This window comes from Vibrio tapetis subsp. quintayensis (genome assembly GCF_030409945.1).
Classification (GTDB): Bacteria; Pseudomonadota; Gammaproteobacteria; order Enterobacterales; family Vibrionaceae; genus Vibrio; species Vibrio quintayensis.
Map to the genome: position 1 here is coordinate 627,627 of NZ_JAUFQV010000026.1, position 13,248 is coordinate 640,874.

General features: G+C 43.5%; 16 protein-coding genes. 12 read left to right on the forward strand and 4 right to left on the reverse strand.

Annotated features, from left to right (window positions below):
• Window positions 1–62: 62 nt before the first annotated feature.
• The 7 genes from QWZ04_RS13335 (at window position 63) to QWZ04_RS13365 (ending at window position 4,772) form a co-directional block, all read left to right on the forward strand.
• Window positions 63–455: a nuclear transport factor 2 family protein gene (locus QWZ04_RS13335; RefSeq protein ID WP_290328752.1), complete on the forward strand. Its 393-nt coding sequence runs from the start codon at window positions 63–65 to the stop codon at window positions 453–455.
• Entirely contained in the window at window positions 452–964 is a 513-nt protein-coding gene (locus QWZ04_RS13340) for a lipocalin family protein (protein ID WP_290328753.1), read from the forward strand. The genes QWZ04_RS13335 and QWZ04_RS13340 overlap by 4 nt, the downstream gene beginning before the upstream one ends.
• Window positions 965–977: 13 nt before the next feature.
• A complete protein-coding gene (locus QWZ04_RS13345; RefSeq protein WP_290328755.1) occupies window positions 978–1,760 on the forward strand; it encodes a phosphotransferase enzyme family protein in 783 nt (260 codons plus the stop codon).
• 61 nt (window positions 1,761–1,821) lie between these two features.
• On the forward strand, window positions 1,822–2,721 hold the full coding sequence (locus tag QWZ04_RS13350; protein WP_290328756.1) for a DMT family transporter: 900 nt from the start codon (window positions 1,822–1,824) through the stop codon (window positions 2,719–2,721).
• A gap of 201 nt (window positions 2,722–2,922) precedes the next feature.
• A complete protein-coding gene (locus tag QWZ04_RS13355) occupies window positions 2,923–3,519 on the forward strand; it encodes a sugar O-acetyltransferase (RefSeq protein WP_290328790.1) in 597 nt (198 codons plus the stop codon).
• A 177-nt stretch (window positions 3,520–3,696) separates the two neighbouring features.
• A complete protein-coding gene (locus QWZ04_RS13360; RefSeq protein ID WP_290328791.1) occupies window positions 3,697–4,215 on the forward strand; it encodes a GNAT family N-acetyltransferase in 519 nt (172 codons plus the stop codon).
• The gene (locus QWZ04_RS13365) at window positions 4,212–4,772 is read left to right on the forward strand and encodes a GNAT family N-acetyltransferase (RefSeq protein ID WP_290328757.1); all 561 of its coding nucleotides are present in this window, start codon (window positions 4,212–4,214) and stop codon (window positions 4,770–4,772) included. The genes QWZ04_RS13360 and QWZ04_RS13365 overlap by 4 nt, the downstream gene beginning before the upstream one ends.
• 76 nt (window positions 4,773–4,848) lie before the next feature.
• Here QWZ04_RS13365 and malE read toward each other — a convergent pair whose 3' ends face one another.
• Together malE and QWZ04_RS13375 are read right to left on the reverse strand one after the other, a co-directional pair.
• On the reverse strand, window positions 4,849–6,030 hold the full coding sequence (gene malE / locus QWZ04_RS13370) for a maltose/maltodextrin ABC transporter substrate-binding protein MalE (protein WP_290328758.1): 1,182 nt from the start codon (window positions 6,028–6,030) through the stop codon (window positions 4,849–4,851).
• Window positions 6,031–6,379: 349 nt separating this feature from the next.
• On the reverse strand, window positions 6,380–8,146 hold the full coding sequence (locus tag QWZ04_RS13375; protein WP_290328759.1) for an alpha-amylase family protein: 1,767 nt from the start codon (window positions 8,144–8,146) through the stop codon (window positions 6,380–6,382).
• Between the two features lie 107 nt (window positions 8,147–8,253).
• Here QWZ04_RS13375 and QWZ04_RS13380 point away from each other — a divergent pair, with 107 nt between their 5' ends.
• On the forward strand, window positions 8,254–8,682 hold the full coding sequence (locus tag QWZ04_RS13380) for a GNAT family acetyltransferase (protein WP_290328760.1): 429 nt from the start codon (window positions 8,254–8,256) through the stop codon (window positions 8,680–8,682).
• Window positions 8,683–8,754: 72 nt separating this feature from the next.
• On the opposite strand, the gene QWZ04_RS13385 is transcribed toward QWZ04_RS13380, so the two are convergent.
• Together QWZ04_RS13385 and QWZ04_RS13390 are read right to left on the reverse strand one after the other, a co-directional pair.
• Window positions 8,755–9,012 carry a hypothetical protein gene (locus QWZ04_RS13385; protein WP_290328761.1) on the reverse strand — a complete coding sequence of 86 codons (258 nt, stop codon included), beginning with the start codon at window positions 9,010–9,012 and terminating at the stop codon, window positions 8,755–8,757.
• Between the two features lie 310 nt (window positions 9,013–9,322).
• Entirely contained in the window at window positions 9,323–9,637 is a 315-nt protein-coding gene (locus tag QWZ04_RS13390; RefSeq protein WP_102525060.1) for a DUF496 family protein, read from the reverse strand.
• A 249-nt stretch (window positions 9,638–9,886) separates the two neighbouring features.
• Here QWZ04_RS13390 and QWZ04_RS13395 point away from each other — a divergent pair, with 249 nt between their 5' ends.
• The 4 genes from QWZ04_RS13395 to QWZ04_RS13410 all read left to right on the forward strand — a co-directional run bounded on the left by QWZ04_RS13395 (window position 9,887) and on the right by QWZ04_RS13410 (window position 13,106).
• A complete protein-coding gene (locus QWZ04_RS13395) occupies window positions 9,887–10,054 on the forward strand; it encodes a hypothetical protein (RefSeq protein ID WP_290328762.1) in 168 nt (55 codons plus the stop codon).
• Between the two features lie 88 nt (window positions 10,055–10,142).
• The gene (locus QWZ04_RS13400) at window positions 10,143–10,802 is read left to right on the forward strand and encodes a YceH family protein (RefSeq protein ID WP_290328763.1); all 660 of its coding nucleotides are present in this window, start codon (window positions 10,143–10,145) and stop codon (window positions 10,800–10,802) included.
• Window positions 10,795–11,088, forward strand: coding sequence for a GIY-YIG nuclease family protein (locus tag QWZ04_RS13405; RefSeq protein ID WP_290328764.1), 294 nt, complete (start codon window positions 10,795–10,797; stop codon window positions 11,086–11,088). The genes QWZ04_RS13400 and QWZ04_RS13405 overlap by 8 nt, the downstream gene beginning before the upstream one ends.
• Before the next feature lie 797 nt (window positions 11,089–11,885).
• Window positions 11,886–13,106 (forward strand): FRG domain-containing protein, encoded by a 1,221-nt coding sequence (locus QWZ04_RS13410; RefSeq protein WP_290328765.1) that lies wholly within the window; start codon window positions 11,886–11,888, stop codon window positions 13,104–13,106.
• Window positions 13,107–13,248 lie beyond the last annotated feature (142 nt).

Consider the following 13,248-nt stretch of genomic DNA (forward strand, 5'->3'; position numbering starts at 1 on the left):
TTGGTAGCCGAAAATAACTGAGTATGCTCGCTAAGGGCAATAATGAATAGGGAATAAAAGCAATGGATGCAAAGCAAGTGGTGTTGGCGTTTTGGCAAGAAATGCAAAGTAACGATTTTGAAAAAGCGAGCCTTTGGTTAAGTGAAGACTTCGAAGGCATTTGGCCACAGTCGAATGAACGAGTATTGGGCCGCGATAATTTCACCGCAATTAATACCCAATATCCAGCTAATGGTAGGTGGCACTTTCAAATCAATAGTGTGGTCTGTGAAATGGCCCAAGTAGTCACCGACGTATCGATAACTGACGGGGTGCAAAAGGCGAGAGCGATAACCTTTCACACGGTCAGTGGCGGCCGTATTTGCAAGCAAATTGAATTCTGGCCCGACGATTATGACGCTCCGGAATGGCGTGCTAAATGGGTAATGAAATCACAAAAGGGAGAGTCATCATGAAAAAATTATTGGTATTGATGAGCCTGTTTGGCCTAGCGGGTTGTTTAGGCATGCCCAAAAATGTTGAGCCGGTTCAAAACTTTGAATTAGATCGTTACTTGGGTAAATGGTATGAAATCGCCCGTCTCGATCATTCTTTTGAACGTGGGCTCAGCCAAGTTTCTGCGGAATATACCCTCAAAGAAGATGGTGGAGTGAAAGTAATCAACCGTGGTTTTTCCGTTGAAAAGAACGAATGGAGTGAGGCAGAAGGCAAAGCCTATTTCGTTGATAATTCTGATGAAGGGTATTTGAAAGTATCGTTCTTTGGGCCTTTCTACGGTTCATATGTGGTATTTGAGCTTGAAAAAGCCGGCTACGACTATGCGTTTGTATCTGGCCCAGATACGGATTACTTATGGCTGCTAGCGCGTACTCCACAAGTGGATCAGACTATTATTGATAAATTTATGTTGATGGCTAAGCAAAGAGGGTTTGATACCGAGCAAGTCATCTTAGTTGAACAATAAAAAAGGGGCTTTAATGGAAGTATTGCAAGGCGGGAGAGGTGGCATATATCGAAATGACGATCATGTTGTTCGCCCCGCTTTAGGATGCACCGGCAGTGTTCATGATCTACTCAATTTTTTACACTCACATGCCTTTACGTGTTGTCCTCAACCTATTGATTATAATGAAAAGAGAGAGCGTCTTTCCTTTGTGGAAGGGGATACCTATAACTACCCCCTTACAGGGCCGATAGCCAGTGAAATGGCCTTGGTTTCTGGGGCCAGAATATTGGCTCACTTTCATGAAGTGTCTGCGCAATTTGTTCAGTGTACAGAGTTAAGCTCTCACACGTGGATGCAGCCAAGTCGTCAGCCGGTTGAAGTGATCTGCCACGGTGATTTCACCCCTTATAACGTGGCGTTGAATGGAGAAGAAGTCGTCGGCGTGTTTGATTTTGATACGGCACACCCTGCACCAAAAGTATGGGATCTGGCATTCTCTATTTATTGCTGGGCTCCATTCAAGACAGACAGCTATGACAGAATGGGTAACCTAGAGCAGCAAATAGCCAGAGCTAAATTGTTCTGTGACGCTTATCAGGCAACACCAGATCAACGCAGCAACTTGGTTGTCGTGATGATGGATCGTCTTGCCGCTGTCGTGGAGTATATGAAGTCAGAAGCAAATAAAGGTAATCAAGCGTTTAAGCAAAATTTGATGGATGGCCATCATTTAGCGTACTTAGCTGATATAAACTATCTAGAAGAGAATAAACAACAGATCACCAAAGCAATAATGATAAATATTGAGGAATGATATTCCCACGAGCTTAAATAACGTATCATTCGTGTTCTTATCTATAAATTCGTAACTTGCTATGTTATTTCCTTCGTTAAGCAGCTTCCCTGTGGGCGTAAGATTCATGCTTATGTCTGCTTTCGCCTTTGCTTTGATGACCAGCTGCGTAAAGCTTGTTAGTGCTCACGGCATTCCCGTATTTGAAATTGTGGCTGCGCGTGCTTTAGTCTCGCTGGTGATCAGTTATATCGACGTGAAGCGTAAACGCATTTCAGTATGGGGAAATAACAAAAAACTGCTTATCGCCCGAGGAACCGCGGGTTCATTGGCCCTGATATGCGTTTACTACGCGGTGGCGACATTACCGTTAGCAGAAGCGACCATTTTGCAGTATTTGCACCCTGTATTTACCGCATTATTGGCGTTAGTCTTTTTAAAAGAACGCATTCAAATATCAACCATGATTTGTATCGTGTTCTGTCTTCTAGGTCTTGGCCTAATCGTAAGCCCTGCATACATGGCGGGTACGGCATCTGATCTGCCATTACTGAGCGTTGGAATAGCGCTGATGGGGGCGTTTGGTAGTGCTATTGCCTATGTGATTGTGAAGCGATTAAGTACCACAGAAGACAGCTCGGTCATTATTTTCTATTTCCCTCTTATTGCTTTGCCTTTATCCATCTTTTTGCTCGGTGATGACTTTGTTATGCCGAACATGGAAGGAATCGTTCTATTGGTTCTGATTGGTATTTTTACCCAAATAGGGCAGGTTGGCTTAACTAAGGCGATGAAAACTGAAGTGGCCAGCAAAGCGACCGCGTACTCTTATGTACAGGTTGTATTTTCTATCTTCTTCGGCTGGTTGTTCTTTAGTGAGCTGCCATCGGCTTGGACTTGGGCTGGTGGCATTATGATTGTATTGGGCGCTCTCGTGAACGTGTTTGGTAGCCGTAAAGGCAAACCTACCGCCAAAAATTGACCTAGCATTTAGTCGGTAATTGCTACTAATCAAAAAAAGTTAACAAGCACTGCAATCGCGGTGCTTGTTCTTTTTTACAAAGAGGCATTTACGAGTTGCGACAAGGTTTCAGGAAGAAACTCAGCCCTTTCTAATACTTAGGCTTCACATACCTACTTGATTGACATAAGCTCAATGTTTCTTATGGACAGAGGAATCATGATGAGCCAACGCATTGCCGACTTTGAAATACAACTGCCTATCGATCAATCACTTTTTGACTTTCAAACTCAAGTGAAAGAAAAACTCTATGATTTTAACCACTCTCGCCCGTCCGAATTAGAGTATCGAAACCAATTGCTGGGCGAAATCCTGGGCTCTGCGAACCAAGTACACATCGTCCCGCCATTTTATTGTGATATGGGCAAAAACATCCACTTCAAACAAGGTGGTTTTCTGAATACAGGGGTGAAAATACTCGATCTTGCCACTGTTACCATCGGCGAATACGTTCAAATTGGCCCAGATACCGTCATCTCCACCGCTGGACATCCACTTGATTTAGCAGAGCGAGTAAGACCAGTGGCGACAGCGAACCCCATCGTGATTGGTGATAACGTTTGGATAGGCGCAAAAACCATTATTCTCGATGGTGTGACCATTGGTGATCGCAGCGTCATTGGGGCTGGAAGTGTGGTGACCAAAGACATTCCTGCCGATGTTGTTGCCGTGGGAAACCCATGCCGAGTTATTAAGACAATTGAGCAAAGCAAAATGCCGACGGATGAAGAAATAGAAGCCATGTGGGAAGGTTTGTAAGCTATTCAGCTATTCAGCTATTCAGCCATAGAGCCATAGAGCCATAGAGCCATAGAGCCATAGAGCCATAGAGCCATAGAGCCATAGAGCCATAGAGCTTATGTGAATGGTAAAGCAGCGATTCAGAAAACAGAAAACGAAAACGGCAACATGGAAAACGATAGACAAGGAAACGTCATGAATATTATTGAATTACCCTCACTCGATGGCTACCAACCGTCGTTAGAAACCCTGTTGATTGATTGCGTTTCAAGTGGCGCGTCTGTGGGCTTTATTATGCCGATAGACCATCAAGAAGTAACAGCATACTGGCAAGGTGTCGCAAGTGATTTGGCCAATAATACTAGAAAAATATGGCTAGCGGTTGAAGATAACCAACTGCTTGGTGTGGTGCAGCTTTCTTTGTGTACGAAACGTAATGGCCGTCATCGCGGTGAAATTGAAAAACTGATGGTTAAAACCAGCGCCCGTGGCCGAGGCATCAGCACATTATTAATGCAGACGCTGGAAGAACGAAGTACAGAGCTAGGTCTTTCCCTGTTGGTATTGGATACGCGCAAAGGAGACGTTGCCTCAGATCTTTATCGCAAATTAGGTTACATCGAATCCGGTCAAATTCCTCAATTCGCGTTGAGTTCAAATGGTGAATTGGACGCGACCGTTATTTTCTATAAGTTGTTAGGAGAAAACCAATGAGATACCCATTGGAAACAGAGCGACTCATACTTCGCCAGTGGAAAGACGACGATAAGCCCGGTTACGCGAAATTGAATGCTGACCCAAAAGTCATGACGTATTTCCCGGCATTACTGAACCAAGCGGAAAGTGATGCTCAGGCTGATCTTATTCACTCATTGATTGAAGCCAACGGTTTTGGGTTTTGGGCGGTTGAGCTTAAATCCAGTGGTGAGTTTATCGGTTTTGTTGGGCTGCATAAGCAAGCCGCACCGGAGATCCCAAATACGCCAATGATTGAAATCGGCTGGCGGTTGTCTTCTGAATATTGGGGCAAAGGTTACGCGCCAGAAGCGGCAGAAAAAGCGTTAGAGTTTGCATTTGAACAACTCAATCTTGCACAGGTTTATGCCTTTACCGCGTTGCCAAACATACCGTCACAACGGGTGATGAGTAAAATTGGAATGATCAATATCGACCAAGATTTCGATAGCCCTAAGCTACCCAAAGGACATGCCTTAGAGCGTCATTGCCTGTTTGAAATCAAGTCTGATACGTGGCGCAGTCGTAGAAAGTAGAAAGTAGAAAGTAGAAAGTAGAAAGTAGAAAGCGCCCACCAGTGAGTGGGCGACTTGAGGCTAGAGTACGAGCCGGCTATTTTTTAATAATTTGCTTGGCAGCCGTATCCAACGCTTCTTTACTGGTTTGCTTACCAAGCATGGCGTTTTCAATAGCCGCGCCTTCAGCGAACCAATAAGCCGTCATCTGAGGGATGTTTGGCATGATCTCACCGTTTTCCGCATTGATCATGGTAGAACGAATTCGCTCGTCGCTTTCGATGATCTTCTGGAACGATTTAAGAGTAACCGCGCCAAGTGGCTTATCGTCATTCATGATCTTCAGGTTATCATCAAGGAACAGATAGTTCTCGATGAACTCAACAGCGAGATCGCCATTTGGGCTCGCGGCGTTTATGCCAGCACTCAAAATGCCAACAAACGGATTACCTGTACCGCCGTTTAATGTAGGTAGAACCGCAACACCATAATTTACGCCTAACTTATCTAAATTACCCCATGCCCACGGCCCATTGATGGTTAAGGCGACGTTCCCTTTGCTAAATTCAGCTTCCGATACCGAATAATCCATATCTGGGTTTACAATGTCGCGGTTAACCAAATCAACGAGGAACTCTAGCCCTTTCACTCCCGCATCATTGTTAACGCCTGTTACGCCAGCGTTATAACCGCCAGCGACTTTTTCAAACGCAAACGCACCGCCAGATGAAATCATAGGCCACGTAAAGTACGCATTTTTCACGTCCCACATGATGGCTTGTTTGCCTTGTTTTTGCATCTTGGTGTGCAGTGCGGCGAGCTCTTCCCATGTTTTTGGTGGTGTATCGATGAGGTCTTTGTTGTAAATAAGTGATGGGGTTTCAATGGCAACCGGGTAGCCCACTAATTTCCCGTTTACGGTGACGGCATCCCAGCTAAAATCCGCCAGTTTGTTTTTGAATTCTTTACTTGGGTTCACTTCCTGCAATAAACCAGACTCTGCGTAGCCACCAAACCGGTCATGTGCCCAAAAAACGATATCAGGGCCACTCCCCGTAGCCGCAGCTTGTTGAAAACGCGACTCAAGAGACTCAGGGTGCTGAACCGTCACTTTAACGCCGGTATCTTCTTCAAATTGTTGTCCGATTTTGGCTAGGCCTTCATAGCTTTTATCGCCATTAATCCAAATAACAATTTCGCCTTCATCCATAGCAAAAACAGGCGATGCCATCAACGTTGCCAATGTGCAGACTGACAATTTCTTTAGTATATTTTTCATATCGTTGTCCCATCAAAAATCAGATTCATGCCTTAACTCGTCGAACCGAAAAGCTAGGGTAAGTTATTGTTGTTATAGGCAGTATATTAACGAGGGAATCGTGACTAAGAAAATAGCCGGAACAAGTCGTGATATAGATAAAAACTATTCCACGCTAGGTGACTAAGCACCATTTCAAATAATTGAGAACTCTTGGTGGTTATAGCGATTACGAATTTGTGAGGGCACGCTGAATAAACATGAAAGGGGGTAAATGACAAAGGTCACTTGCCGGTGATTCTATTCATTGAAAGTTAAAACAGAGTTCAATGAGATAAAGCCGAAAGTGACCTGAGTGAGTATGGCTGGCTTACAGCGTGAACGCGTACGAGGCCAATGGTGGTAAGTGCAGTGACACAACCCCAACGCCGTTATTCACTTTTACGGTAATAGCGTCGCCGTTATCAATGTGCTCATTTAGCGGATACTCACCGTCAGCCAATTGCCATGCATCTATTGTGGCTGCAGAAAGATTGATGGTGGCTTCTAACGCTTCACTTGCATCGAAGTTAGCCGCAATCAATACAAACTGATTGGAATCATGACGGCCAAATACATAACCATGCCTGCCCAGTGCATTTTCGTTGTTGGCGTAAACATCGTCGAATTCGGCCGTAATAGCAGAGTGGTTTAGAGAGAACTGCAACAGATTTTGGTAAAAGCAACGGAGCGACTTTTCTTCATTTGTCAGTTGCTCGCCATCGAATTTACCGTCGTTCATCCATCGCTGATGGTGTGGTACTCCGACGTAATCAAAGATAGAAGTGCGAGACTGTTGACCAAATCCTGCGTTTTCAGCGCCGGGTTCTCCTACCTCTTGGCCGAAATAAATCATGGTTGGAGAGCTGCGTAATAGTGCGCTTATCAGCATCGCAGGTTTTGCTTTTTCTGGGCAACCCGCAAACTGTGGGGACGCGACACGCTGTTCATCATGATTATCTAAGAACTGCAACAAGTGGTGCTCAATATCGTCATACTGGTTGCGGACATCGCTGATTAAGGCCGTTGACGCGTGGCCTTGTATAATGGCCTTTAACCCATCGTATAAATCGACTTTGTCGTACAGATAATCCATTTTTCCTAACTGAATATAGTCTCGATAAAGGTGGGGCTGGTACACTTCCGCCATTAAAAATGCATCTGGATTGATCGCTTTAATACTGGAATTCATGAAACTCCAAAACTCGACGGGCACCATCTCGGCCATGTCGTATCGGAAGCCATCTACGCCTTTATCTAGCCAGAACAGCGCAATGTCTCGGAATTTATACCAAGAATTGGGCAGCGCATGTTGTTGCCAAAATTCAAGGTGCTGCGCGTGAGTTTTGTTTTGGTAACCATCTGGCAAAATTGGGAAGTCTTTGCTGCCATCGGGCCTTACACCATAGTTGATTTTGGCGGTTTCATACCAGTCGTCAAAGTTCGGTTTAGCTGCGCGTGCGCCGTTGCCTGTCCACTTTGCCGGAAATTCCAAATATCGGTCGATGAGCGACGTAAGCTGTTTATTGCCCAAAGGTTGAAACTGTTCGGGAATGTCGGGTGCTTCAAACCCTTGGCCTGGAATGTAATAGAAATTGTTGTGCTTGTGGTATTCAACAGAGGTGGCATCTTGAGACCCAAAATCCATGACACCTGCGGGGTTGTTTAATCCCTTATACTGCCTTGCAACATGGTTGGGTACGATGTCTATAATGACTTTAAGCCCATTTTGGTGGCTACGTTGGATAAGCGCTTCAAACTCTTCCATACGTTGGGTTGGGTCATCGGCTAAGTCGGGGTTTACCGAGTAATAGTCTTTTACAGCGTAAGGAGATCCCGCACGACCTTTCACCACTACTGGGTGATCGCCAGTCACGCCTATTTCGGCATGGTCCCCAATCAAGGCATGATGAGGCACTCCGGTATACCAGATGTGAGTGATGCCTAAATCTTTGATTTCTTTTAAGGCCAAATCGGTGAAGTGGCTGAATTTCCCGAGTCCATTTTGCTCTTTGGTTCCCCACGGAATATTAGCCTGATGCGTATTGCCGAACAAACGAGTAAATACTTGATAGATTGCGAATTTGTTTTTATTCATGACTTCAATCTTATGTTGTTTCATCTTCAATTTTAGGCTATCACTAGGGATTAAAAAGGAAATCATCCCTAAAACAGAGAGTGTGGGGCGTAGAGCAAGGAGAGCAGATGAAAATACGTGAATTCAAAATTGAAGATACCGAAACCATCGTCGCATTATGGACAAAGTGCGATTTGGTGAAGCCATGGAACAACCCTTATAAAGACATCACCACCAAGTTAGCTCAAGGGGCCGACTTATTTTTAGTGGCTGAAGTAGGGCAAAGCATTGTTGCCAGCGTGATGGGTGGCTACGAAGGGCACCGAGGCTGGGCCAATTACTTAGTGGTTGAACCAAGCATGCAGGGAAACGGATACGGCCAGCAGCTCATGGCTGAACTGGAGCTGCGCCTTAAAGAGAAAGGCTGCCCGAAAATAAATCTTCAAGTAAGAAGTTCGAACAAAAAAGTGATCGAATTTTATCTCAGCCAAGGTTTCCAAGTGGACGATTCAGTCAGCTTAGGTAAGCGCTTAGATGGCGTGAACTATCAAGCTTAGTGGTACATTAGCGTAACCCTAAACGCAAAAAACCAGCGACAATGCGCTGGTTTTTATTATTCTTTTGTTTGCTTATGCTTTAGCAGCAGATGCCGTATCAGCAACTTTTTTATCGTTGTACATCTTGATTAAGAAGTAAACATTCACACAAGCGATAAAACCGTTTGTTGCAACTACCGGCATTGCATCAATTGCTACACCGTAAGCGGTGAACAATGCACAGCCAATGAAGTTAAGCACACGCAGTAACACGATGTCTTTCATCATTAATGAAACCGCAACCATGACTGATGATGCGTAACCTAAAATTTCAACCATATTAAAATCCATAATTTTGACCCTCTAATTTGTATCGGACTGATCCGAAGCCAATTCTTCTCTTCATGAGATAAAGGGGGATGCTCCATGCCCCGAATGGTCATTTGTTTTTTGTATGGCTGAACTATAGCAACTGGTTATAAGAACGAAAATAGTCATTAATGGAGAAAGTGAAGGTTAGCGATTACGCAAACGGTTTACATCAAAATAAGAGATTATTGATTTCGGAATCTGTTGGGAAAGAAGAGGTGAATAAAGCGTCGCAGTAAAGTGAGGAGAAAAAACCCGCTACAGAGAGACTCGGAAAGCGGGCTTTAAAAGATTATTTCTTGCCGTGAGTTTGCTTGTCTGCTTCCGTTAGGTCACGGATTTTACGGCTGATGTCGCGGCGGGCTTTAGAAATTTCAGCACTCTTGATGATGTGATCATCCACGCGATCTTCGTAGTCAGCTTTCATGTTTTTGATGATTGCGACGATTTCGTCGTGAGTCATGTCTGACTTGATGTAGTCTTGTAGATTGTCTAGTAGGTCAACACGTTTGGTGTTATCCCTAATCTTCTTTTCGTTATCTTGAAGTTCACGCTTCAGCTTATTTTTGCGGCGAGCTTGGTTTACGATTTCAAATACGTTATTCATATATTCCTTTTCCTACTACTAGGTCATGAAGATGAGGTCTACGTTGATTAAAACACAACAAAGTGACGCTTAACAGACTTAAGATCAATCCCTTGCGATTACTGCCGAATTTTTCACCACCCAATAAGCTTGATGGCCGCTGGATGTAGTATTGTTCGGCCCTTCGCTATATGATGCTAACCAATAATGACAAGGATATGACGAGCGCCACAAGCGCTTCGATTTATCATAAAGAAGACAAACGATCTCATGAAAGACACCGAAAACCAGTCACAACTTCAAGATAAACTGAGAAGCGCTTATCGTGAAGGGCGAGACTTTCAAGAGTTAGTAGAAATTGAGCTAAGTCACGCTAAAATTATGCTGATACAAGAAGATGGCAAGAGGCTACGCGTCCCTGTTTTGACTTGTCATTAGGAGTCTTGATTTAGGTGAGTGAACCATGACTCTTGATAGCCTGCTAATGATGATGGAAATAAGCGAATAAACAATTAAGGAAAGCGTTATGAGTATTGAATTGAGTGCAATTGAAGCACGTATTATTGGTTGTTTAATTGAAAAAGAAGTGACGACTCCAGATCACTATCCCTTAACTCTAAATAGCTTAACCACCGCTTGTAACCAAAAAAGCAACCGAGACCCGGTTCTAGACTTATCTGATTCTGATGTGATGGACGGTGTGCAATCTCTTATTGACCGTCGATTGGTCACAGATGAAAGTGGCTTTAACAGCCGCGTGTCCAAATTCCGTCACCGTTTTTGTAATACTGAATTTGGTAATTTGCAGCTGAACGAACAAGAACGCGGCATAGTCTGTAGTATGTTGGTTCGTGGCGCACAAAGCCCAGGTGAAATCAGAACGCGTACCAACCGCCTAACCTCGTTCACAGACGTTAAAGAAGTAGAGCAAGTGCTAGATGCCATGGCCGCACGTGAATCTGGCCCTATTGTGGTGAAACTACCACGTGAAGCGGGCAAACGTGACTGCCGCTACCAACACCTGTTTTGTGGCGAAGTGGATATAGAAGCACTGGCCGCAGCGGCACCAGCAGCTTCACCTTCAGGCAATAACAGCCGTATTGATGCGTTGGAAACAGAAGTCAGCGAACTTAAACAACAAGTGGCTGAGCTAAAAACCTTAGTCGATGAGCTGATAGGTGGCTAACCCAGCCCCAAAATCAGAGCAACCTTGGTTCGTTTACCTTATTCGAACCAAGTCCAACGCTTTGTATTGCGGCATTACCAATGATGTCGCAAAACGCTTTGCTACCCACCAACAGGGTAAAGGTGCCAAAGCGCTACGCGGCAAAGGCCCATTACAACTCGTTTGGCAGCAACCCGCCGCCGATAAAAGCCAAGCCGCCAAAATCGAATATCATATCAAGCAGTTTGCTAAGGCTAAGAAAGAGTGTTTAGTTGCTGACCAAAGCGTAGTGACCTTAAAAGATTGATAGGTATCTAACGGTTCTTTCCTCCCTTACATTTACACATCTTGTTAGTTCCATCACATTGACGTGATCTCGAATGTCTTGCCCCTTAAAAATCACCACGTTTAACATAGGACTAATATTGACATTTTTCTCAGATAAGCAGAGGATAGTGAAAGTAATTGCGTATCAAGCTATTGAGTTAATACACAATAATAGATTTTAGTCAGTGGTTGTTAGCCGGCGAGTTACCGTATTTGACATTGGCTTGAAAGCAGGCGAATTACAGCTTTGTGCCTGTGGAGAGGGGTGAAAGGCGGATCGTTGACGACTAAACAATGTTAGTTTGCTAAGTGCAGAAATGAGTTTTAAGGTTAAAGCTTGGTTCTGCGCTCTAGCTAAACTCCTGTTCATTCTCCGAAATTTGTCATCGTAATTATCATCTCGCATGGGCTGCTTTCCGGCTCAGTGATTATGCGTTTCCTGTGTTTTTATCGTTTACTCGGTTCTCTTTTGTAATGATCTTTTGCGCTTCTTCTTTGGTGTTGAAATTGTGGGGTAAAGTGGGGCAATCGCGCACTCGGTTTTCAAGTTTTTCGTATGAATCCTTTCTTATTTTAAGCGGGTTGAACCGTAGGTTTTTAGCCCATGTCGCTTCTTAGCCAAGCGCGTTTTGTTGGTGTGGTTTGAGTTTTGAACGGTTCGGTTTACTTATGCGCTCGAATTCATTAGTTTGGTAACCAATTCAGCACCTTGGCACCCAGCCTTTGGCTTGGCCATAGTAGGCAAACTAACAAATTGCTCAAATGGACTTCTAACACTTGGCAGTTTTGGTTCCAATTGGATTTGTGATTAAGGTGCGTTGCTTTAGGTTAGGTGTGCGTTATCAGCCACTTAGCAAGGCGTTATATGCAAAGGAGAGTTTAGTGGTAACCGATAAATGGAGTCATGTAGACAAAGCTTTTACGTTTTTCTCCGAAAAACATAAAACAAACTCTAGTTTCAAGCTCTCTGAAGTAGCAGATTTCACTGGGTGGAGTTTACCTACAGTAAGAACTTATTTAAGAAAGAAGTGGTCCAATCTTCTTATAGAAGATAAGGATAATTACTCTGTAAGTGATACATTTTCTAAGTTAGACATGATTAGCTTTCGTCAACATCAAAGTCAAAAGAGTGAAGTTGATGATCGTGATAAACGAAACTCTATCGAGAAACACACCCCGATAGGAAGTGTTCGAACTTTTTTAGCCGAGCTTGAGAAACTGAACTCAAATGGCGAACTGTATTATCGAGGTCAGGGTTACTTTGGGTTTAAAGCTCAACCGTCCATTTATAGAAATAATGGATTAATTGAAAATGAGCATAGAATGTATCGAGAAATCATAACTAAATGCCCTAATGATTTCCAAGACGCTAGAAGTACATTTGAACACCTCGTGAAAATGCAACACTACTTCCTACCAAGTAGGCTACTTGATATAACCAAAAACCCACTAATTGCACTTTTCTTTGCTTGTAGTAGTGAAGAGCATGATGATGGAGAAGTCATAATCTATGACTTTAATTTAGATGATATTAAGTTCTATGATAGTGATACCGTTTCTGTTATCGCAAATTTAGCTCGTAGACCGCCTACGTTTTCAATTCAGAATATTAAGTTGTTAGAAAAAAAAGAATTTAATAAACAGGAAGATATTGAATTGCTTTTACACGAAATAAAGGAAGAAAAACCATATTTTAAGTCGGTAATTAAAGCTGAGCATTTAGAATCGGTTGTTTGCGTTAAACCGAAGCTTGATAACCCAAGGATTATTAAGCAAGAAGGGGCGTTTTTACTTTTTGGAATAAATGGTACGAAGAAAAATTGTGCTGACTTTACTGAAAGTAAACAGCTACTTATCGACTCAAAAAGACTAATTGTTATGAAGGAAAATAAGCAAAAGATTCTAGATCAGTTGGCATCATTGGGGATCATGAAGTCTACGATTTACCCAGAGATTGAACATGTCGCAATACAAATGAAAAATAGATACGAAGCATAGTTGCATATAACAAATTGCTTAAGTCGGATTCGTGAACGTGTGCCGGACTCGCTTCGCTCAGACATGGCACACGCCCACTCACCGCTTAGCAAGGCGTTGATATGACCCCCACTGTCAATTGAAACGTAGAAGTTTATGCTCC